The organism is Reichenbachiella sp., from assembly GCF_965223055.1.
GTDB lineage: Bacteria > Bacteroidota > Bacteroidia > Cytophagales > Cyclobacteriaceae > Reichenbachiella.
Genome location: NZ_CBDCVM010000011.1, coordinates 53481 through 74463, shown reverse-complemented (window position 1 = coordinate 74463; position 20983 = coordinate 53481). Strand labels below are relative to the sequence as shown.

The following is a 20983-nucleotide window of genomic DNA, read 5'->3' as shown; positions in this document are numbered from 1 at the left end:
AAATGGCGGACAAAATAAAAATATTCTCTCCTTCGACCGTAGCCAATGTGGGCTGTGGATACGACGTTTTGGGCTTTGCCCTGGCTGGAATCGGAGAGGAAATGAAAGTGACGAAAAGAGACGATGGTAAGCTGGTGATAGACGAAATCATCGGGTTCGACCTTTCGAAAGATCCGACGGTGAATACCGCTACAGTCGCCGCACAAGCATTGCTCGATGCAGCAGGGAGCAAGCAGGGATTCTCATTTACCATTAAGAAAACGATCAACCCAGGCAGTGGTATGGGCACGAGTGCTTCAAGCTCTGCTGGTGGCGTATTCGCCGTAAACGAACTACTGGACAGACCATTCACACCCATGCAGCTAGTAGAATTTGCCATGGAAGGTGAAAAGGCCGTCTCTAAAAAAGCCCACGCCGACAACGTAGCGCCTAATCTGTTGGGCGGATTTACGTTGGTGAGGAGCTATGGACCATTGGATATACTGACGTTGCCAGTGCCGGAAGACTTATACGTGACGGTAGTTCACCCGCAGGTGGAAATCAAAACCACGGATGCCAAGAAGATATTGAAAAAGCAAGTGGACTTATCGACTGCCGTGGAGCAGTGGGGGAACGTAGGTGGCTTGGTGTCTGGCTTATACGAGTCGGATTATGATTTGATTGGCCGCTCGATGGTCGACAAGATCGTAGAGCCTGTTCGGAAAATCTTGATTCCGCTGTACGACGAAGTGAAAACCGCCGTGGTAGAGGCAGGAGCCCTGGGTTGCAGTATTGCCGGCTCTGGTCCTTCTATTTTTGCGTTTTGCAAAGGCGAAGACAAAGCCAACGAAGTCAAAACCTTGATGCAATCGAAATATGACGAAGTGGGCATCTTGGCTTACTCGTATATGTCCAAGATTGGGAGTGAAGGCGTGAGAGTAATATAAACAATGATCCAATTTACAATCGTAAATCTAAAATCGTAATTCCAAGTGAAATACTACAGCACCAATAAACAAGTACCAGAAGTCAGTTTTGAAAAGGCCATCTTTCAAGGGTTGCCGGATGATAACGGCTTGTATATGCCCAAAGAAATCAAGCAGTTGCCAGCTGAGTTCTTTGAAAATATCCACGACATGCCTTTGCATGACATTGCGTATGAAGTGGCGAAGTGCTTCATAGAAGACGAAATCCCAGAGGCGGAACTGCGTAAGATAGTAGAAGGTACATTGGCCTTCGACTTGCCACTGGTGGAAGTAGAGGAAAATGTGTACGCATTGGAACTTTATCATGGGCCAACTTGCGCATTTAAAGATGTGGGCGCCAGATTTTTGGCCAGATGTCTGAGCTACTTCTCTCGTCAGAGCGATAAGAAAGCCACCATCTTGGTAGCGACTTCTGGAGATACAGGCAGCGCCGTAGCCAGCGGTTTCCTTGGTATGGGAAACATCAATGTGGTCATCCTTTATCCCAAAGGGAAGATCAGTAAAATCCAGGAACAGCAACTGACTACACTTGGTGAAAACATTACAGCCTGCGAGATAGAAGGCACGTTCGACGACTGTCAGAAAATGGTGAAAGATTCATTTCTCAATCTGGAAATGAAAGAAAAATATAACCTGACGTCTGCCAATTCTATCAACATGGCTCGACTGATACCACAGTCGTTTTATTATTTCTGGACGTATGCGATGCTTGGTGAAGAAAAGGATTTGGTGATCTCTGTACCCAGCGGAAATTATGGAAATCTGACCGCAGGCTTACTTGCCAAAAAAATGGGCTTACCTATCAAACAATTCATCGCCTCGGCCAATGCCAACGACATTGTGCCAGCCTATTTGAAATCGGGCAATTTTGAACCAAGAAGATCGGTAGAGACCATCTCCAACGCTATGGACGTAGGCAATCCGAGCAACTTTTACCGAATGAATGATTTGTTCGGCGCGGATGTAGAGACCTTTAGAAACGAGCTGAAGGGTTACGCCTATTCGGACGATGAAACCAGCGAGACGATCAAAAAAGTCTACGCAGACACCGGTTATCTACTCGATCCGCACGGTGCAGTAGGATACCTCGGACTGAAGGCTTATCTCAAAGGCCATGATGCCGTAGGCGTATTCTTGGAAACGGCCCACCCAGCCAAATTTCTGGATGTAGTAGAGCCGATCATCAATGAAAAAGTAGAGATCCCACAAAGACTTCAAGACTACATAGAAAGAAAAAAGGTCGCAGTAGAAATGAGTGCAGATCTCGGACAGCTGGAAGAGGTGCTGAAGGGTTTGTAAAAGGATAAACATTCATAGCTCAGGGTTTAAATCCCGAGCTATAAATTAATTAGGACATTCCCCTTCTTCATACTCAGTGATGTTGGCACATGTTGCCATGCAAGCGTTGCCATAGGTCTTTCCATTACAGCCACAAACAGGTACATATTCCTCCGTACAGCCACAGGCAGGATCTATCTTTTCTATACATTCTTTTTCACCCTCAGAGCAGGCGAAAATTGAGATGCTTAGCATTAGAAAAAGTAGGCGCGTTTTCATTGAAATCTATTTTTTAATCCTGAATACGAGATACATCAAAGCAAGAATTGGATTTTTTGCTCAAGCCTTCGCTACAAAAAATGCAGGCTGACCTGCATACTCTTCATGTTTGCCCAACTGTTTCAACATGTGAAAGTGACTGGCTATCGCATCGCCGAACGTATCTACCGCATAGTAGGGTAGTCCAAATTCTTTAGTAGTCTGTTGTACTATTGGGGCGATGGCCGGGTAGTGTACGTGACAAATATCTGGAAATAGATGGTGTTCGACTTGAAAGTTTAAACCGCCAACCAGCCAGCTTAATACCTTGTCATTCATGCCATAGTTGCATGTGGTGAGTAGCTGATGTGCAGACCAGCTATGATCCACTTCTTCACCTTCAATTTCATAAAATGCCGCTGATGGCACCACATGAGCCGTTTGAAAAATCATCGCTAGCATAATACCTGTGACTCCACTAGAAACTAAGATCATTACTAAAGTGATCCAAGCAGGTATAGGAATAACCAGCATTGGGACGGCAACAAAGAAGATATAATAGAAAAATTTCCTCACAATAATCCATGATAGTTCTTTTCTGAATTCTGCCCCTGGTTTGATTAATCGCATATTTTTGTAATCAAAGGCCTTCAAAAAATCCTTGGTGGTCAACCACTCTAGAAGTGGAACGCAGTAAAATATAGGTGCATATATATGCTGGAATCGGTGGAACCATTTTTTAGGCTGATGGTTTGAAAAACGAAACACAAATCGAGGAAGAATGTCTTCATCTGTATGCTCAATATTCGTGTAGGTGTGATGAATAACGTTATGCTGTATTTTCCAAATCAAAGAGTCGACGCCAATAATCATAGCTGACAATCCCATCCAAAAGTTCACTTTTTTATTGTTGGAGTAGGAGCCGTGTAGGGAATCATGCATTACAGCAGTACCTATAAATGCTTTGCCTAAGCCCATAATTACCCATAGTGACATGAGAACGGGAATACTGGTGATGCCACTGAATATCAGTACAAAATATGGAGTGAGATACCAAGTAAACAAACAAATGGACTTGATGACCATAGTGGAATTGGCATCTCGGTTTAAGTTGTTTTCTTGAAAATAATTGTTAACTCTGGTTCGAAGGGTGGCTGTAAATTCTTGGTCCTGTTTCTTAGAGAACTTGTATCTGATCATAGCTGCTTAATTTTTCTTTGGTTAGGTCAAATAACTTGCCATTATGGCAACCAAGGAAAAATTTTTCCGTAGGCCAATCAACAAATCTACTGAGAATAGATCGATATGCCTAATTCAGCTCCTCTTAGAGGAAATGATTATTGTCATCTAGATGTTAGCTTTCCTCTTCTTTATTTGCACCTTTCATTAAATCTACCTGAAGGGTGAGTATGAAGGCTGTTCCAACACCCATTTTACTTCTGACATCGATATGACCTCTATGAGTCTTAATGATATCGGTGGTGATGGATAGTCCAAGTCCTGTTCCTTTGCCCGATTCTTTGGTGGTATAAAGAGGTTCGAATATTTTCTTTTGGACTTCTTGTGTCATTCCACTGCCACTGTCTTGTACAATGGCTCTTACATATTTGTTGTCAATATTTTGTAAGATGATTTTGATCCAACCTTCTCCTTCGATCGCATCAGAGGCGTTACCAATGAGGTTGATAAAGATTTGATTGAGTTGGCCAGGAAAACAATCTATGGATGGAATGTTGTTTCCGTACTCTTTAATAATTTGTATTCTACCTTTATACTTGGATTTAGAGATAAGTAAGGCAGATTCTATGATGTCATGAAGTTGGGCTTTCTTAAATTTTTTCTCATCCTTTCTAGAGAAAATTCTAAGCCCATCAACAATTTCTGTGATTCGACTTGCGCCGAACTTTACATCACCTACCAGATCTGCAGTATCTTTTTTTAGTACTGAAACACTTTGATTTTCTGACTTGTGGATGTTGTAGTTGCTCTTGATTTCATCCAGGTCATTCAATTGAATGATTTGTTCAAAAGTAGATAGGGTATCAAATGCTTCTGAAATATTCTCTTCTAGAATTTGAAGTCCATTAGAGACGAAACTGATAGGATTATTAACCTCATGTGCAATTCCAGCGGTAAGCATTCCAAGCGCTGACATTTTTTCAGCTTGAATAAGGTTTGCCTGAGTCCGTTTTAATTCATCGTGAGCCTTATGCAATTTGGCATTTTTCTCCATGATCGTAGCATTGCTGAGTTGTAACTCAACGTTTCGTTGATGTATTGTTGCTTGCTGCGATTTTAGTAGTTTGTTCAGCTTTCTAATTCTCACATATTCAACACCCAAAATGACAGCGATAAGTAGAAATGCACCTCCGATCACCAAGTAAATTTGTTGCCTTTTCTCGCTTATTTCAGCTTCTTGTTTAAGTATAAGTTTTTCTTCCTCCGCCACTTTTAGTTCCAATTGGTGCCTAATCAGGCTCTCCTTATATCTGAGTATTTCAGCTTGGCGTTCAGTGCTTTCGAATTCATGCTGAGCTACCATCAAGTCTTGGTGGATATATTCTGCTTCAAGTGCGGTATGACCCAGTTCTCTGTTCCCTACAAGTGCTTCATGCTCCAAATTTTTCAATCGCGCTATCTCATCTTGTAAAATTTGCTCTCTTTTACTTTTATTAGCTGCGTCTTTGGCGAGTTGTTTTTCTGTAATTATAGCCCTTTCAGTTTTTTCCAATTCTCTGGCGAATATTTCAGCCTCTTCAAGATCATCTGGATGATAATCAGTTGTTGCTGGCAGTCTATTTTTCAGAGAATTAAACTTGTTTTGATATCGTTTAGAGTCGTTTGTGTTTCCTAGTGCCTGATAGGCCTGAGAAAGTAGTTCATAAGTCTGGGCCAATATTTTGTTGCCAGCTTGACCGATTTGGCCTATTGTTTCGGCTTGCTTCAAAGCTTCCAAAGCTTCGTTGTTTTCTCCGGTATTAAGGTAAAGAGCTGCCATTCTATTGTATGCGTTGGCAGCCATTTGTTTGCTTCCTCCTTCTGTCTCAATCAATGAGAGATAGGCCTTGCCAATTGCGATGCCTTTTTTATTGTCTTGAGTTTTTTGATAAACTTCCAATAAACCATCATGCGCGATCAACTTAAAGTAAGCTAAGTTGTCTTTTTGAGCCAAAACCAATAAAGACTCGTATGCAGATAATGCTTTTTTGAGTTCGTTTGCAGTTAAGTGATTGAGACTAGCTGCTGCCTTTACTTCGATCATTCCTAGTTCGTAATCAATTTTATTGAATTGATCATAGGCTATCGCGTAGGTCTCATTTGCCTTGGAAAAGGCGCCCATATGAGAATAAATATTTGCAAGTGATAAATATCCATTGGCCGACACACTAAAATTCTTGACCTTTTCTGCCTGCATGCTCATTTCCAAGAATATGTGAATGGCTTTCTGGAAATCATTTTGAGTTAAATAAACTTCACCGATTAGGTTTTTAGCTTCCCAGGCTTTTTGTACGTTTCCATTTTTCTCAGCAAGATTTAAAGCTGCTTGCGCTTGATTCAGTGAAGAACTAAGATTTGCTCGATTTAAACTGCTTTTAGCATTTGAAAGTAAAGTGTTGATCCTTTCCTTATCTCCATCTTTTCTAATTTGCGCAAGACATACTGGCCCCCAAAGCATTACAATAAGGGTGAATAGAAGTAAATATCTTGATTTTGAAAGTGGTAAATTCATACAGGATTTAGGTATTTAGAATATTTGTTTTGTGCAAAATATGATTGCGCCTCACTAATCGGTTCAAACTAAGCTACTGAAATCATACAATTCGCCAAAAAAAATTATACGAAAAGAATGGATAATTATAATTATGAAGTCATACAGCCTTAAAAGTGACAATATTCGCTACTATTTTTAACAAAACTTGATACTTTCGTCGAGTTGTTGAAATTTGATTTGGAATCTACAAAAAACATCACCGATCTATCTGATAAGAGGACCTTTGAGAAGGTGTTCAAAGATTATTATCAACAATTATCGGCTTTTGCATATTCCTATGTCGAAAGTCATGAAATAGCCGAAGAAATTGTTCAGGACACCTTTACCAACGTCTGGTCCAAATCTGATCGTATTGAAATACGAACTGCCGTCAAATCATATCTCTATGGAGCAGTACGAAATGCCTGCCTGAATTATTTGAAACATAAAAAAATAGAGCGACGGTATGAGGAGCAAGAGCAATGGAAAACAGAAAGCTTTGAAACGGATTTTTTAGAATTGGATGAGCTCCAAAATGAAATAGATGCAGGATTGGCTCAGCTGCCTGAAAAATGTCGCCAGATCTTTGAAATGAGCCGTTTTGAAGAAAAAAAGTATAAGGAAATTGCTGAAGAATTGGGGTTGTCTATCAAAACAGTAGAGAATCAGATGGGAAGGGCCTTGAAAGTAATGAGATTTGCTTTGAGCAGGCACCTGCCAAGCTACATTATTGGATTTATTTCTGTACTTCAAAAAAACTTGTGGGGGTAAAATGAGAGATAGTTGTCCACATTCTAAGAGAAAATGAGTGAGAAAAACAGACATAGCGTTTCAGAGGAACTGTTGTTTAGATATTTCATGAATGAAGTGAGCCCTGATGAGGAAGATAGAGTCATATCGTGGAAGGCTGAGTCTGAGGAGAATCTAAATGAATTTGAGCGGGTTAGGATTTTCTTTTTAGATGCTAAGGCGATTAAAAGTATTGGAAATACAGCGGCGAATTATGATGTATCAATAGCATGGAAAAAATTCCAACAGCATAATGAAGTGCCAAAGTCAATCAGCTCTAGTTGGTTGAAAGTAGCTGCTTCGATACTAGTGATACTCGGCGCGGGCTGGTATACATATGTGTCTAATAAAGTCGAAACAATTGAATTAGTAGCTCAAAATGAGCAGCAGTCCATCGAGCTAGAAGATGGGTCCAAAATTGCATTGAATGAAGGTAGTCAACTGATTTATCCGGACCAATTCAAAGGGGATAAGCGAAAAGTCAAACTGAAAGGTGAAGCTTATTTCGAAGTAGCTCATAACCCTGAACAACCTTTCTTGATAGCAACTGATGAGGTAGAGGTTCAAGTATTGGGCACAAAATTTAATGTCAATAATACCAATAAAGATAGTGTAGTAGTTAGCGTAGATAGTGGAAAAGTACGAATGAGTGTAGGAGGAAAAGAGGAGATCCTTACTGCAGGCTATCGAGGAGTATATTACAGAAGTACTGAACTTCTTATCAAGATCGAAACGGCGAAAACAGGGATGCATAACTATTGGAGAACAAAAACTTTGGCATTCAAAGGAGCAACAGTCTCTGAGGCCATAGCTGCGATACAAAAAGTATATGGAATTAGGGTAGCATTGTCTCATCCAGATATTGCCAATTGTAAAATCAACGTAGATTTTGAAGACGAAGAAATCGAACATGTTTTGGAAATTATAGGAGAGACATTGAATCTGGTTTGGTCCAATCAAGGGGACTCCTACTTATTAGCAGGCTATGGCTGTCCGCAGTAGTATATTTCTCCCTCTACTATTCATGTGTTCGTGGTATGTATCGTTCGCACAGGAGCTTTCCCAACAACGTATTTCTATTATTCTCAATAATGTGTCCCTGGAACAGGCTTTAGAGAAAATTAATGCTCAGGAAAATGTAAAGTTGGCTTACAATCCAGATCAAATACCTAAAGATAAAATCGTAGATCAGTCGTTTGAGCAAGAACCACTTTCTAAAGTGCTAGAAAAGCTATTAGGAGCAAATTTCAACCTCAAGTTTAGAGGCAGCTATGTCATTATCCAACCAAAAAAGAAAGACGAAAAAAAAAAGCACCCGATTAAACTCTCCGGTTCAGTAAAAGATGCAGAAACGGGTGAAGTAATCAAAGATGCTACTGTATATGAAGTGAGTAAACTAGATGCCACGCTCACTAACAACAGTGGAGAATTTGATATCACCGTTCAGGCAAAAACGGATTATTTGACTTTTGCGGTTAGTAGGGAAAATTATGAGGATACGATTATTCAAGTATCCAGTATTTCAGAAATGTCAGTTTCACTGAAGCCAATAAAAAAAGAAAAAAGAAGACAATCGAGTCGATTTGAAATTGAAACAAAAAAACTCGTAAAATTTTTCACGCCAGATGAATCGAGAAAAAATGCTAGAAATGTTTCCATGGAAGAAGATCGATTCTTCCAATTATCGTTGGTGCCAATGGTGGGTACCAATGGAAAATTGAGTGGACAGGTTAGAAATAATATTTCTGTGAATTTGCTGGCAGGATATGCCTATGGAGTGAAAGGCGTTGAGTTAGGCGGATTTTACAACATCGACAGAAAAGAGATGAAGGGCGTGCAATTGGGAGGATTTGGGAATGCTGTTGGGAGAGAGTCACAGGGCGTGCAATTGGCAGGATTTCTCAATACGACCAAAGGCTATACCAACGGGGTGCAAGCCGCAGGATTTTTGAATGTAGTGACAGATGATGTGAAAGGTGTGCAAGCAGCTGGTTTTGTGAACTTATCTAAAAAAGTTGGCGGAGTGCAAACTGCAGGGTTTGTTAATCTGGCTACTAAGGAATTGAATGGCTTTCAGGGTGCCGGATTTGTGAATATGGCCAAATCCACGAAAGGTGTTCAAGTTGCTGGTTTTGTCAATTTGACTAAAGAAGCAGATGGTGCTCAAATAGCCAGCTTTTTAAATATGACCAAAGAATTGAAAGGCATTCAATTTGGCGTGGTGAATATTGCAGATACGGTTGTTCATGGCGTGCCTGTTGGATTATTGAACTTTGTTAAAAATGGTCTTCATCAATTTGCTTTTGAACACAATGAATTCATGCCTTATCATGTCACCTTCCGATCTGGAATACATGAGTTTTACACTGTATTATCAGCAGGTATAGATCCGTCGAAGGAAAATTTATGGCAGTATGGATTGGGGTTCGGTACGCAATTCAACATAAAGAAAAAATGGTATGGAAATGTAGAGTTGGTAGCGCACAGCATCCAAAACCCAGAACGAGAGCAAGCTGACGATCAACTGAATTTGCTCAATCGGTTGAACCTTAATGTGGGATACCAAATAGGTAAACATCTATCCATTAATGCGGGACCCACATTGAATTTGTACTTAACCAAAGTTTACGATCCTATCACGGGTCGTTATGGTGACCTCCATCAATCTGGTTTTTATCAATCTACAACAGATGATGGATTGCATTTGTCAGCCTGGGTAGGGTATGCGGTTTCTGTGCGGTTTTAAATGGATTTGTTAAAAGCCTTGCGGAACAGGGATGTTGTTCATTTGCATTTGGTGCATCTGTTGAAACATAAATGGATCATAGTAGTAATAATTATTCTTTTTCTTTTGAGATAAGATTTTAAAGTTGATAGGTATTATTACTTCCTGGCTAATAGGTGTATCTTCAAATCTTTTTGCTGCTTTCCAGATCATAAATTTTTCATCAGTCTTTGTGAAAGCTTCTAAGATTTTTTTGTCCGTTTCCACACTTAAGCCTTGAATAACTTCAATTTCATCTAACTTACCATTGGAATCAACCAAAACTCTCACATAGGCAGTGCCTTGTTCTTCAGCTCGAACCATTCGATCGTCATATTTTAAGTTTGACTTAAAATAAGCCCAAATATTAACGGTTAAGCTCGGGTATCGCAGATTCCGTTTTGTTATTTGACTAAATGTTTTATCCCCAAATACAATACTCTCTTTTAATTTGCCTTTGAAATATTGCCGCTGAATAGTTCTTGATCTTATACTATCGTAAAAAGATTCATAACCATTTTTTGTTTTTCTATTGATGATTTCATCTCCTGCATAATTATAAATTTTCTCATACCATGAATCATCTGAGTATTCAGTATATCCGATTTTATAATGAATCTGACCTGATTTAAAATAGACCTCTGAGCTTGTGATTTCGTTATCTTCATAGGTGGCTTTTTTGCGTATTTTTCCATTTGGGTAGTACCAAAGAAAATCCCCATGACGTTCTTGAGGGTTGATAGATTTGTATGATCCCGACAGTAGTTTTGTACCTGTGTCACTATAATAGCTGACGTCAAAATTTGAACCATTAAAATCATCAATAATCATATAGAATGATGCACCATGTTTAGTGCATTTGATGTATTGATTATTAAGAAAAACTGTATCTGAATTTATGTATTTATAGTAATTTTCATACGTGTCAAAAAATTTGGAAATGCTTGTTTGGTTGATATAATGTTCTTTGATATACTCTCTAAGTGGCTCGATGTCATCAAATAATTTTAGTAGAAATTTATTGACTACTTTATGAGAATTGGGGAGACTGTAAATTTTGTTTTTGTATTGAAAATAATACTTTGTCAAACTACTTGACATATCCTGATACAATATCAAAGAATCACCATAAACATCAACACTAAGATACCATGAATCATGATTCATTGAATAACTTGTATTCGTATTGAGGCTGTTAACTTTTGGCACAACAACGAATGAATCTAGACCGACTTTGAAAATTTTGGCTTCATTTACAGTAATCTTTTTGGGGTCGTCCGTCGTGAGTTTTTTGTAATTGAATTCCCCTGGCCTACTTTGCTTCCTTTTGATATACCCTTCTATTTTATTCCCAGAATTATCAATGTAATAACCATAAACATATTCTTCTAAATTGTTTATAGAGATATCGATAATCTCACCATTTGGCGGATCAAGTGCAAGCATATTATCTATAGGTTCTCCAGTATTACTCAGAAAATATCCTATTTCTAGGTTTTGCTGAGAATAAGCGGAAAAGACGAAGAAACAAGCAAAGGATAGGTGGGCTATTTTTTTCATAAGTCTATTTTGTAATTTTCATCCCCGCCATCTCCAAATGCTCCCAGTATTCTGGGTAGGATTTTACAACGACTTCTGGTTCATGTATAATACAATCAAATTTCATAGCCAGTGGAGCTAAAGCCATGGCCATGCGGTGGTCGTCATAAGTATCAAATTCGATCACTTCAGTAACTTCCAATTTCTTTGGAGAAGTAAGTATCCACAACCCATTTTCATGTTCCTCCAGTTTAGCTCCTATTTTACCAAGCTCAATAGCCATGGCTGCGGTGCGGTCAGATTCTTTAATCCGGAGGCTCTCTAAACCAGTCATTTTTAAGTCTACTCCCAAGGCTGCCGCCGCTGCCATCACAGTTTGCGCCAAGTCTGGACAAGATTTAAAATCAATGACTAATTTTTCTTGAATGTCAGTTTTACTCAGAGTAACAATCTCTCCATCAAAAGTGGATTTTACACCCAAGCCTTCCATGATAGAAGCAATGGCGTGATCGCCCTGGTTTGACTTTGATCTTAAACCTTTCAAAGTGATTTGAGCTTTGTTTGCCAATGCGAACAAACTATACCAATAACTCGCCCCAGACCAGTCTGATTCAATCGTGTAACTGTTTGATTGGTAGGATAGATGTTCAACACTTATTTGATTGTTTTTGAACTCACCTGAAACCCCAAAGTGTTTCATCAGATTCAAAGTCATTTCTATATAAGGTCTACTATAAATTTCACCTTCCAAGGTGATAGTCAAACCTTCTGGAAGTGTTGGTGCAATCATCAGTAATGCAGAAATGTACTGACTGCTGATATTTCCAGGGATAGTCAGCTGGTTTGTTTTTTGGTTAGTGAATGGCTTGAATAAAAGCGGAGGAAAACCTTCCTCTTTTTCATAGGTGATCTCAGCACCTAGCTCATTGAGCGCATCTACCAGTAAACCAATTGGGCGCTGACACATTCGAGGTGTTCCTGTGATTCTTCTTTCCTTTTTTCCAATGGCCAGAAAAGCCGTAGTAAATCGCATTACAGTTCCTGCATCTAAAACATCTAGAGAGTATTCGTCTGACGCCATCAGTTTGGTCATGGTGACAGTATCACGTGCCGTTGAAAGATTCTTCAATTCTGAAGTGCCACCACCCAACTCATTCAAAAGCAGCGCGCGATTGCTTTCACTTTTTGATGAAGTCAATGGAACATCGAGGGATAATGTTGTTGTAGGTCTGCTTAATTTGATTGATCCACTCATGTTCTTGATTGAATTTTTTTGAAGTTGCAATATTAAAGTCTAGGCAGGAATTTGAAGCTATTAGACAGGATTTTAATTTGAATACTAGCGTACTTACAACCAACTTAATTGAGGATGAACAATTGATTAATCCCCTAAACCACAGACTTAAACAAATCAATCGTTCATCTTCAATTTTGTAAATCTATTATTTGAATTATCCGTTGAAATAAATGAAGCAAAAACTTGAGGGGTAAAGTCTCGAAAGTTGTTATTATAATAGGTCAGAGAATACGAAGATGAAGCAAAAAACGAACAAAAAAAGAAAAGGAATTTTGAGCAAACTGGTTGCGGGGGCAACTGCCGGAGCAACGGTAGGATTGGCTACTTATCTCTATTTGAAAAACGACAAAATTGAAACCAAGCAAGTGGATGATTTGGTCGTGACTCAAGATTCCAAAGCTGACCTTTTTGTCTAAGAGACAAGAAGTCAGCTTGAACCATTATAAATTAGTCCTAGCAATTAGGGATATGACTTCACGATGCCAAGTGAATATTATTCTACCTGCTTGTTGAAGAAAAACAAACTGTCAAGCATATCAGGTGCTGAAATGGGAATGTTAACTTTGCACTTGCCAATCCCACTTAGTAAGCTAAACTGAACAACGCCTCCCTCATTTTTCTTGTCTTGAAGAGTCAGTCCTATGATTTCATCGAAAAGTGACTTATCAATGCTTATAGGATTATAAATCTTTATTAAGTAAGCAACTACGTCCTCCAATTCTTCAGAGGTAAGCCCAGTGAACTTATGAGACAAGTAAGCTTCGCAGATCATTCCTACAGCTATGGCTTCACCATGAAGCAATCTTTGATCCCCTTTGTCTAAGAAATAGGATTCTACAGCATGCCCTAAAGTGTGACCATAATTCAAAATCTTTCTGAGCCCAGATTCAAAAGGATCGGCAGTCACTACTTCTTTTTTGATTTGAACGGAACGAGAAACCAGTTCGCCCCAATTCGCTTCATCCAAATCAATAGATGTTACTTTTTGCCAGTAAGTTAGGTCATAAATCAACCCATGTTTGATCACTTCCGCAAAACCAGACCGAAGCTCTCTTTCTGGAAGGGTAGCATAAAAACAGGTGTCTATCAATACATTTTGAGGCTCAGCAAACAGACCAATATGATTCTTAAACCCATGAAAGTCCACACCCAACTTACCACCTACACTGGCATCGACCTGAGATAGTAACGTGGTAGGGATGTTGAGAAAATCCATACCACGCTTGTACGTGCTGGCTACAAATCCACCCATATCACCGATCACTCCACCGCCAAGGTTAATCACCAGTCCTTTACGATCGAATCCAGCCTCTGTGAGTGCCATCCAAAGCTGTTCGCAAGTGCCGAGATGTTTGTTTTCTTCTCCACTATCTATTTTTAATAGAAAATGTTCTGGAAGTGCCTCAAGCACCAGTGGAAGGCAGTGCGCTTCAGTGTTTTCATCACAGATTACTGCAATTTTGCTATACTTTTTACCGGCAAGGAAATTACGTATACTTTGGGTAATGTTGTTCGTGATTTCTGTACGGTGATTTTCCATGAGTTTAGCTTATAAGCGGCAAATGTAATCGGGTCAATATTAAAATCCATCCAATTGTATATCAAAAGCAATTTCATAGGTATTATCCGTGTCTGAGCGACCGGAGCTATTCCATCAGAGTTACTCGATAGAGAACTCAGATGCAATGAGCGATTAGCCGCGCGATGGCGTTCCGCTCAGCCTGACCAATTAAAAGGACTTTTGAGCCAGGCATGAATCCTAATCCGTGCCGTGGTTCGTGTCTCACGAACCTAATTAAGATGGTTTCGCTAGGCTCAAACCTGAGCGACGGATGTAATCGTGTTTCCCATAAGTCCCATTTCTTTGTTAAAAGCACTATCATTTCTGCTGTTCGGATTCGTGTCTTCACGAACCTGAGCGACCTCCAGAAACAACCCTGCTTTCATATCTTTTTCGCTAGCTTTGCAAAATGGCAGCGAAGCATGAATTGAAGGATTGGCTTCCTATTACTAAAAAGGAGCTGGAAGCACATGGGTGGGATGAATTAGATGTAATTATCATTTCCGGAGATGCCTATGTCGATCACCCGGCTTTTGGTGGGGCCGTAATAGGCCGAATCATTGAATCTGCAGGCTATAGAGTGGGCATTATTCCTCAGCCAAATTGGCAAGATGATCTAAGAGGTTTTAAGAAGTTCGGAAAGCCAAAATTGTTTTTTGGAGTGACTTCTGGCTGTATGGACTCGATGGTCAATCACTATACTGCCAACAAAAGAAAACGATCCAATGATGCTTATACACCGGGTGGAGATGCTGGATTTCGCCCAGACTATGCTACGATTACTTACACTAAAATTCTAAAAGAGCTTTACCCAGATGTACCTGTGGTTATTGGTGGGGTAGAGGCCAGCCTGCGAAGAGTAACTCACTATGACTATTGGTCTGATAAGCTAATGCCATCTATTTTGGTGGACAGCGGTGCGGATTTGTTGGTCTACGGAATGGGTGAACAACCGCTTCGAGAGATCATGAGTTTGTTGGGAAAAGGTGTTCCATTTCATCAATTGACTAATATTCCTCAGACCAGCTACAAAACGCCTCGACAAGAGGAAGTACCTAAGCACAAGGATTGGAAAGACATTGTTCTCAATACGCATGAAAAATGTTTGCGGGACAAAAAATCCTATGCTGCTAACTTCAAGTTTGTCGAGCAAGAATCGAATCGACTCCAGGCAGATAGAATTATTCAAGCTGCTGGTGATTTCAACGTCGTGATCAACCCTCCATTCTACACTATGACTGAACAAGAAATTGATCAGTCATTCGATATGAATTATACCCGACTACCACATCCCAAGTACAATAAACGTGGGCCAATACCCGCATATGAAATGATCAAGTTTTCGATCAATATGCACCGTGGTTGTTTCGGAGGATGTAGCTTCTGTACTATCTCGGCTCATCAGGGTAAGTTTATTGCCAGTAGGAGTCAAGAGTCGATTATGAAAGAAGTGGATCAGGTAACTCAAATGCCTGATTTCAAAGGATACATTTCTGACCTTGGAGGACCATCAGCTAATATGTATGGCTTGAAAGGCAAGGTGCAGGAGATTTGTGATCGATGCGTAAGTCCTTCTTGCATTCATCCGGTAATATGTAGTAATCTGGATACCGATCATAGCCAGATGACCGAGCTTTACCGAAAGGTAGACAAGCACCCAAGTGTGAAGAAAGCATTTGTAGGCAGTGGGATTCGCTATGATTTGCTGACCAAGAGCTACAACAAAGACGCAAATGACAGTATAGATGAGTACATGGAACAACTTATTACCAGGCATGTTTCTGGTCGTCTGAAGGTGGCTCCTGAGCACACTGCGGATGATACGCTGAGGATCATGCGTAAACCGTCATTCAAGCACTTCCATGAATTCAAAAAGAAATACGATAGAATCAACGAAAAGCACCAGCTCAATCAGCAGTTGATCCCCTATTTTATATCCAGTCACCCAGGCTGCAAAGAAGAGGATATGGCAAATCTGGCAGCGGAGACCAAGGATATGGGCTTTAGACTAGAGCAGGTGCAGGACTTTACGCCGACTCCTATGACAGTGGCCACAGTGATTTACTACTCTGGTTATCATCCCTACACCATGCAGAAACTATTTACGCCTAAGTCAGAGAAGGAAAAGCGCAATCAGCACATGTTTTTCTTTTGGCATAAGAGTGAATATAGAAATCGCATCAAGGACAAACTTCAAAGCAAAGGTAGAGAGGATTTGATCGAAAGGCTACTGTATAGTCGCCCAGAGAAAAAGCAGTTTGCTCATAAAACCGAAGGGGGAGGAAAGTCAAAACCATTTGGTAAGAAGAAATTTTCTGGCAAACGATCTGGGAAGAGCAGAAGGCGATAATTTAAGCCATTCTAATTTTCACATACTTCAAGTTTTACAGGCACGCCATTGACGGCTGCATTGCCTGTAAGCTGATCTACAAAATTGTCATCCGTCAATTCATTGACGTTTGTGCCAGGCGAAGTGGTAGCAACATCCAGTTTAATCTTACCCTTGTGCCCCCAGCCATGTGGTAAACTAACTACACCCTGCATGATTTCTTCTGTGGTTTTGAACGGTACGATCACTTGTCCCACCCGCGAAGTGATTTTAATTTTGGCTTCGTTGTTTAATCCTAGTTTTTGAGCATCTGCTGGATGTAGAAAAAGGTCGCAGATATTATTTTTTAGTAATCGCTGACTATTATGTAGCCAGGAATTACAAGTCCTTAATTGTCGTCTTCCGATGAGTAGAAAATTTTCAGGATTGAAAGTGTCGGACTTTTGCTTGACACGTTGAAGGTCAACTTTGATTTCTTCTGGATATAATTCGATCTTTTTGTCTTTGTGGTAAAGTGAATTTGGCATTTGAGATTTTAATGCTCCCAAATCAATACCATGAGGATTTTTCTTTAGTTTTTTGATACTCAATTCCTTTTTGTAAGGCCCTCTTTTGAGCAGAATGTCCAACATCTTTTCAGGTGAAAATAAATGAGTAATGCCTAATTTGATACGTTTTGCGAATGACAATTTGTTCATCGATTTCAAATAGGCGATCCTCAGTGTTCTAAAAACCTCCCAATCATATTTCGCACCACTAGACTTACTAAAAAGTGCCGGTGAATACTTGGAAGTATTCCTAACGGCTAGTGTATGAAATATGATATCATAGAGATCAGTTTCGAGTCCCGTCGCGGTTGGTAAAATGATATTGGCCAATTTGGAGGTCTCATTGATATATAAATCTATGGACACCATGAAGTCCAACGACTCAAATGCTTTTTCTAATTGTACTCCATTTGGAGTAGAAAGTACAGGATTGCCGGCGCTGATGACCATAGCTTTGATTTGTCCTTCGCCTGGAGTTAGAATTTCTTCTGCCATGACAGAAGAAGGTAGTTCACTACCCACTTCAGGTAAACCTCTGACGCGACTTTTCCACTTACCAATATGTCCTCTGGAAAGCTGAGGTTTCAAGTCAATAGCAGGCGTAGTAAACATATAACCACCTGGTTCATCAAAATGTCCGGTAAGGATGTTTAGTACATTGACCAGCCACAAGCACATGCCTCCAAATTCCTGAGTGCAAACACCCATTCTGCCATACAGCACTGCTTTTTCAGTACTTGCGAATTGTCTGGTCAAATCCTTGAGTACATCTGAATCAATGCCAGTGATTGGGGCAGTTTTTTCTGGGGGGTAGTCATTCGCTATATGTTTAAGTTCTTCATAGCCCTTAAGGTGCTGTTCAAATCTTCCAAGCTTAACCAGGTTTTCTTCAAACAAAATATGAAGCATACTCAATAACATGAATACATCCGCACCAGGTCGGATAAAAAGGTGTTGGTCAGATTTAGCTGATGTTTCTGTGAAACGAGGGTCGATGTTGACAATTTTACCCCCTCTGTCTTGTATGTTTTTTAATCTCTTCTTGATATTGGGAGCAGATAGCAGGCTGCCATTTGATATAATCGGGTTAGCTCCTAGAATGATTAAAAAATCGGTTCGGTCGATATCAGGAATTGGAATTTGGAGCTGATGGCCATACATCAAGTAAGCCATGTACTGATGTGGCAACTGATCCACGCTGGTAGCAGAAAATCTGTTTTTGGTTCGGAGTTCTTTTAAGAATTCAGGGGCAGATAATAGTGAGCCTGAATTATGAACATTTGGATTTCCACTGTACACGCCGACAGCGTCTGATCCGTGCTTCTTTCTTGTAGAGGCTAAAGCATCAGCTACTTCTTGAATGGCAGCTTCCCATGATATTTCAACCCATCCATCTGCTGTTTTTTTAACCGGTTTTTTTAGACGATTCGGGTCTTCGTAAATGTCCTTTAGTGCAAGTGCTTTTGGGCAGATGTGTCCTTGGCTAAATTCGTCATCTACATCACCTTTGATGGAGATGACTTTATTGCCATCATGCTCGATAGCCAGGCCACACATGGCTTCGCATAAGTTACAGGTTCGATAGTGAATTTGGGTCATGCCGAATCTTTTTTAAAAGATAGGGCATTTGTGGTTAATCCACAATGGAAATCATTTTGGACAAAGGGAGTGGTATCAAAAAAAACAGCTCAAGGTTTAAGCCCTGAGCTGTTTATATGGTGCAACTTTTCTAAAGTTCCGAACTTTAGAAAAGTTAATTTCTAGGTACTAGCTAATCCCCATCCCATTTTGAGTTTCCTCATTGGGCTGTACTAATCGAAGTTTGCCGTCGTGGTCTTCCGCCATCAGGATCATACCTTGTGACTCTACACCCATGATTTTTCTAGGGGCAAGATTTAGTAATACAGTGACTTGCTTACCGATCATCTCCTCCGGTGTATAGTGCTTAGCGATTCCACTAAGTATGGTACGAGTGTCTACTCCCGTGTCTACTTTAAACTTCAAAAGCTTATTGGATTTTGGTACGGCCTCGGCTTCCAAAATGGTAGCTGTACGGATATCCATTTTTATGAAGTCATCGAAGGTAACCTCTGGCTTTTGCGGAGCTACTTCTACATCTTCTACAGCGGCTGGCTTGTTGGCTTCTGTTGCTTTCAATTTCTCTACTTGTTCTTCCACGAGTTTATCATCTATTTTTTCAAACAATAAGGCTGGCTTCTCTATGTTTTGTCCTGAGAGTAGGATGGTCGCTGAGCCTGCTTCATCCCATTTTTCTCCATCCATATTGAGCATGGTGGCTATTTTTCCTGCAGTTCTTGGTAAGAATGGTTCAGACAGAATAGACAGGTTAGCTGCTATTTGTAACGCCACATTCAGAATGGTAGCCGTACGCTGCTCATCTGTTTTGATCAGCTTCCAAGGCTCTGTGTCTGCCAGGTATTTGTTGCCCAATCGTGCCAAATCCATCAAATGGGCTAGTGCCTCCCTGAATCTGTATTTTTCAATGCTTTCAGCGATTTTGGTTGGGAAAGAGGCCATTTCTTTAATGACTGCCTCGTCTTCGCCTTGTAGTGCAGCTTTTGGCAGTTTTCCATCAAAATATTTGTGCGTAAGCACAACGGCACGATTCACAAAGTTTCCAAAAATGGCTACCAGTTCATTATTGACTCTGGCCTGATAATCCTTCCAGGTAAACTCACTGTCTTTGGTTTCTGGTGCAATTGAAGTGAGCACATATCTCAATTCATCTTCTTTGCCAGGGAATTCATCCAAATACTCATGCAACCAAACGGCCCAGTTTCTAGAAGTTGATATTTTTTCTCCTTCAAGGTTCAGGAATTCGTTGGCAGGTACATTTTCAGGTAAGATATATTCTCCATGCGCCTGAAGGATCGCAGGGAATATGATACAATGGAAGACGATATTATCTTTTCCAATAAAATGAATCAGACAAGCATCGTCTTCTTCATTCTCCTGTTTCTTCCAATGGTCCTCCCAGTTTTTGTTGTTCTCTTTTGCCCAGTCCTTGGTAGCTGATATGTAGCCTATGGGTGCATCCAACCACACGTAGAGTTTTTTACCTTCCGCCTTAGGAAGCGGTACATCTACGCCCCAGTCCAAATCTCTGGTCATGGCGCGTGGTTGAAGACCTTCTTTGAGCCAGGAACTACATTGTCCGTATACGTTTGATTTCCATTCTCCTTTTTTGCCTTCAATCAGCCATTGCTCTAACCAAGGCTGATATTTGTCTAAAGGCAAGTACCAGTGTTTCGTTGTTTTCAAGACTGGAGCTTTTCCGCTCAGTGTAGAAATTGGATTAATCAGATCTGTGGCATTGAGAGAAGTACCACACTTTTCACATTGGTCACCATAGGCAGCCGGGTGACTGCATTTAGGGCAAGTACCGGTTACATACCTATCCGCAAGAAATTGCTTGTACTCCTCATCGTAAAACTGTTCAGATTCTTTTTCCGTGAATTCACCCTTTTCATAAAGGTTGAGAAAAAATTCTTGGGAAGTTTTATGGTGAATCTGTTCAGATGTACGGTGGTACATATCGAAAGAGATGCCGAATCTTTCAAAAGTATCTTTATTGATCTGATGATACTTATCGATGATCGCTTGAGGCGTAGTATTTTCTTTTTTAGCCCTGAGCGTAATGGCCGCGCCGTGCTCGTCACTTCCACATACATAGGCTACGTCTTTTCCTTTGGCCCTGAGATAGCGCACATAGGTGTCGGCCGGTAAATAGGCACCAGCGATGTGGCCAATGTGTAAAGGGCCATTCGCATAGGGAAGGGCAGAGGTAACGGTGTATCTTTTAAACTCTTTTTGCACGGATTTTTTTTCGGCAAAGATAGAAATATTCGAAAGCTACGAGACGTTATTTGGACATATTTAAGTT

General features: G+C 40.3%; 16 protein-coding genes. 7 read left to right on the top strand and 9 right to left on the bottom strand.

The window, feature by feature from the left end; translation table 11 throughout:
• Nucleotides 1-2: 2 nt before the first annotated feature.
• Both ACOQO5_RS11300 and thrC read left to right on the top strand, forming a co-directional pair.
• A complete protein-coding gene (locus ACOQO5_RS11300; protein ID WP_420581801.1) occupies nucleotides 3-926 on the top strand; it encodes a homoserine kinase in 924 nt (307 codons plus the stop codon).
• A gap of 45 nt (nucleotides 927-971) precedes the next feature.
• Nucleotides 972-2264, top strand: a complete 1293-nt coding sequence (thrC, locus tag ACOQO5_RS11295) for a threonine synthase (RefSeq protein WP_420581800.1) — start codon at nucleotides 972-974, stop codon at nucleotides 2262-2264.
• 45 nt (nucleotides 2265-2309) lie between these two features.
• Here thrC and ACOQO5_RS11290 read toward each other — a convergent pair whose 3' ends face one another.
• From ACOQO5_RS11290 to ACOQO5_RS11280, 3 genes are all read right to left on the bottom strand, one after another.
• Nucleotides 2310-2522, bottom strand: a complete 213-nt coding sequence (locus ACOQO5_RS11290; protein ID WP_420581799.1) for a Kazal-type serine protease inhibitor family protein — start codon at nucleotides 2520-2522, stop codon at nucleotides 2310-2312.
• Between the two features lie 60 nt (nucleotides 2523-2582).
• On the bottom strand, nucleotides 2583-3701 hold the full coding sequence (locus tag ACOQO5_RS11285) for a fatty acid desaturase family protein (protein WP_420581798.1): 1119 nt from the start codon (nucleotides 3699-3701) through the stop codon (nucleotides 2583-2585).
• A gap of 154 nt (nucleotides 3702-3855) precedes the next feature.
• A complete protein-coding gene (locus ACOQO5_RS11280; protein ID WP_420581797.1) occupies nucleotides 3856-6231 on the bottom strand; it encodes an ATP-binding protein in 2376 nt (791 codons plus the stop codon).
• 219 nt (nucleotides 6232-6450) lie between these two features.
• Between ACOQO5_RS11280 and ACOQO5_RS11275 the strand changes: the two genes are divergently transcribed.
• The 3 genes from ACOQO5_RS11275 to ACOQO5_RS11265 are packed head-to-tail and all read left to right on the top strand — an operon-like array spanning nucleotide 6451 to nucleotide 9787.
• A complete protein-coding gene (locus ACOQO5_RS11275; protein WP_420581796.1) occupies nucleotides 6451-7023 on the top strand; it encodes an RNA polymerase sigma-70 factor in 573 nt (190 codons plus the stop codon).
• Nucleotides 7024-7056: 33 nt separating this feature from the next.
• Nucleotides 7057-8043 carry a FecR family protein gene (locus ACOQO5_RS11270; protein ID WP_420581795.1) on the top strand — a complete coding sequence of 329 codons (987 nt, stop codon included), beginning with the start codon at nucleotides 7057-7059 and terminating at the stop codon, nucleotides 8041-8043.
• Entirely contained in the window at nucleotides 8027-9787 is a 1761-nt protein-coding gene (locus tag ACOQO5_RS11265; protein ID WP_420581794.1) for a hypothetical protein, read from the top strand. Before ACOQO5_RS11270 ends, ACOQO5_RS11265 begins: the two co-directional genes overlap by 17 nt.
• A 9-nt stretch (nucleotides 9788-9796) precedes the next feature.
• On the opposite strand, the gene ACOQO5_RS11260 is transcribed toward ACOQO5_RS11265, so the two are convergent.
• A complete protein-coding gene (locus ACOQO5_RS11260) occupies nucleotides 9797-11365 on the bottom strand; it encodes a hypothetical protein (RefSeq protein ID WP_420581793.1) in 1569 nt (522 codons plus the stop codon).
• Between the two features lie 4 nt (nucleotides 11366-11369).
• Nucleotides 11370-12599, bottom strand: coding sequence for a 3-phosphoshikimate 1-carboxyvinyltransferase (locus ACOQO5_RS11255; protein ID WP_420581792.1), 1230 nt, complete (start codon nucleotides 12597-12599; stop codon nucleotides 11370-11372).
• 278 nt (nucleotides 12600-12877) lie between these two features.
• On the opposite strand from ACOQO5_RS11255, the gene ACOQO5_RS11250 reads away from it, so the two are divergent.
• Nucleotides 12878-13057 carry a hypothetical protein gene (locus ACOQO5_RS11250; RefSeq protein WP_420581791.1) on the top strand — a complete coding sequence of 60 codons (180 nt, stop codon included), beginning with the start codon at nucleotides 12878-12880 and terminating at the stop codon, nucleotides 13055-13057.
• A 77-nt stretch (nucleotides 13058-13134) separates the two neighbouring features.
• Here the strand turns inward: ACOQO5_RS11250 and aroB are convergent, their stop codons facing one another.
• Both aroB and ACOQO5_RS11240 read right to left on the bottom strand, forming a co-directional pair.
• The gene (gene aroB / locus ACOQO5_RS11245; protein WP_420581790.1) at nucleotides 13135-14181 is read right to left on the bottom strand and encodes a 3-dehydroquinate synthase; all 1047 of its coding nucleotides are present in this window, start codon (nucleotides 14179-14181) and stop codon (nucleotides 13135-13137) included.
• A 275-nt stretch (nucleotides 14182-14456) separates the two neighbouring features.
• Nucleotides 14457-14588, bottom strand: a complete 132-nt coding sequence (locus ACOQO5_RS11240) for a hypothetical protein (protein ID WP_420581789.1) — start codon at nucleotides 14586-14588, stop codon at nucleotides 14457-14459.
• Between the two features lie 23 nt (nucleotides 14589-14611).
• On the opposite strand from ACOQO5_RS11240, the gene ACOQO5_RS11235 reads away from it, so the two are divergent.
• Nucleotides 14612-16552, top strand: a complete 1941-nt coding sequence (locus ACOQO5_RS11235; RefSeq protein ID WP_420581788.1) for a YgiQ family radical SAM protein — start codon at nucleotides 14612-14614, stop codon at nucleotides 16550-16552.
• Between the two features lie 11 nt (nucleotides 16553-16563).
• Here ACOQO5_RS11235 and ACOQO5_RS11230 read toward each other — a convergent pair whose 3' ends face one another.
• Complete coding sequence (locus ACOQO5_RS11230) at nucleotides 16564-18678, bottom strand: molybdopterin-dependent oxidoreductase (RefSeq protein WP_420581787.1); 2115 nt, start codon at nucleotides 18676-18678, stop codon at nucleotides 16564-16566.
• Between the two features lie 168 nt (nucleotides 18679-18846).
• A complete protein-coding gene (gene metG, locus ACOQO5_RS11225) occupies nucleotides 18847-20937 on the bottom strand; it encodes a methionine--tRNA ligase (RefSeq protein ID WP_420582551.1) in 2091 nt (696 codons plus the stop codon).
• Nucleotides 20938-20983: the final 46 nt, after the last annotated feature.

Excerpts from the sequence above, each read along its gene's own strand:
- ACOQO5_RS11235 (WP_420581788.1), top strand. The coding sequence starts at position 14,612 with ATGGCAGCGAAGCATGAATTGAAGGATTGGCTTCCTATTACTAAAAAG.
- ACOQO5_RS11250 (WP_420581791.1), top strand. The coding sequence starts at position 12,878 with ATGAAGCAAAAAACGAACAAAAAAAGAAAAGGAATTTTGAGCAAACTG.
- ACOQO5_RS11265 (WP_420581794.1), top strand. The coding sequence starts at position 8,027 with ATGGCTGTCCGCAGTAGTATATTTCTCCCTCTACTATTCATGTGTTCG.
- aroB (WP_420581790.1), bottom strand. The coding sequence starts at position 14,181 with ATGGAAAATCACCGTACAGAAATCACGAACAACATTACCCAAAGTATA.
- ACOQO5_RS11270 (WP_420581795.1), top strand. The coding sequence starts at position 7,057 with ATGAGTGAGAAAAACAGACATAGCGTTTCAGAGGAACTGTTGTTTAGA.
- ACOQO5_RS11230 (WP_420581787.1), bottom strand. The coding sequence starts at position 18,678 with ATGACCCAAATTCACTATCGAACCTGTAACTTATGCGAAGCCATGTGT.
- ACOQO5_RS11290 (WP_420581799.1), bottom strand. The coding sequence starts at position 2,522 with ATGAAAACGCGCCTACTTTTTCTAATGCTAAGCATCTCAATTTTCGCC.
- ACOQO5_RS11300 (WP_420581801.1), top strand. The coding sequence starts at position 3 with ATGGCGGACAAAATAAAAATATTCTCTCCTTCGACCGTAGCCAATGTG.
- ACOQO5_RS11255 (WP_420581792.1), bottom strand. The coding sequence starts at position 12,599 with ATGAGTGGATCAATCAAATTAAGCAGACCTACAACAACATTATCCCTC.
- ACOQO5_RS11260 (WP_420581793.1), bottom strand. The coding sequence starts at position 11,365 with ATGAAAAAAATAGCCCACCTATCCTTTGCTTGTTTCTTCGTCTTTTCC.
- ACOQO5_RS11285 (WP_420581798.1), bottom strand. The coding sequence starts at position 3,701 with ATGATCAGATACAAGTTCTCTAAGAAACAGGACCAAGAATTTACAGCC.
- ACOQO5_RS11240 (WP_420581789.1), bottom strand. The coding sequence starts at position 14,588 with ATGAAAGCAGGGTTGTTTCTGGAGGTCGCTCAGGTTCGTGAAGACACG.
- ACOQO5_RS11280 (WP_420581797.1), bottom strand. The coding sequence starts at position 6,231 with ATGAATTTACCACTTTCAAAATCAAGATATTTACTTCTATTCACCCTT.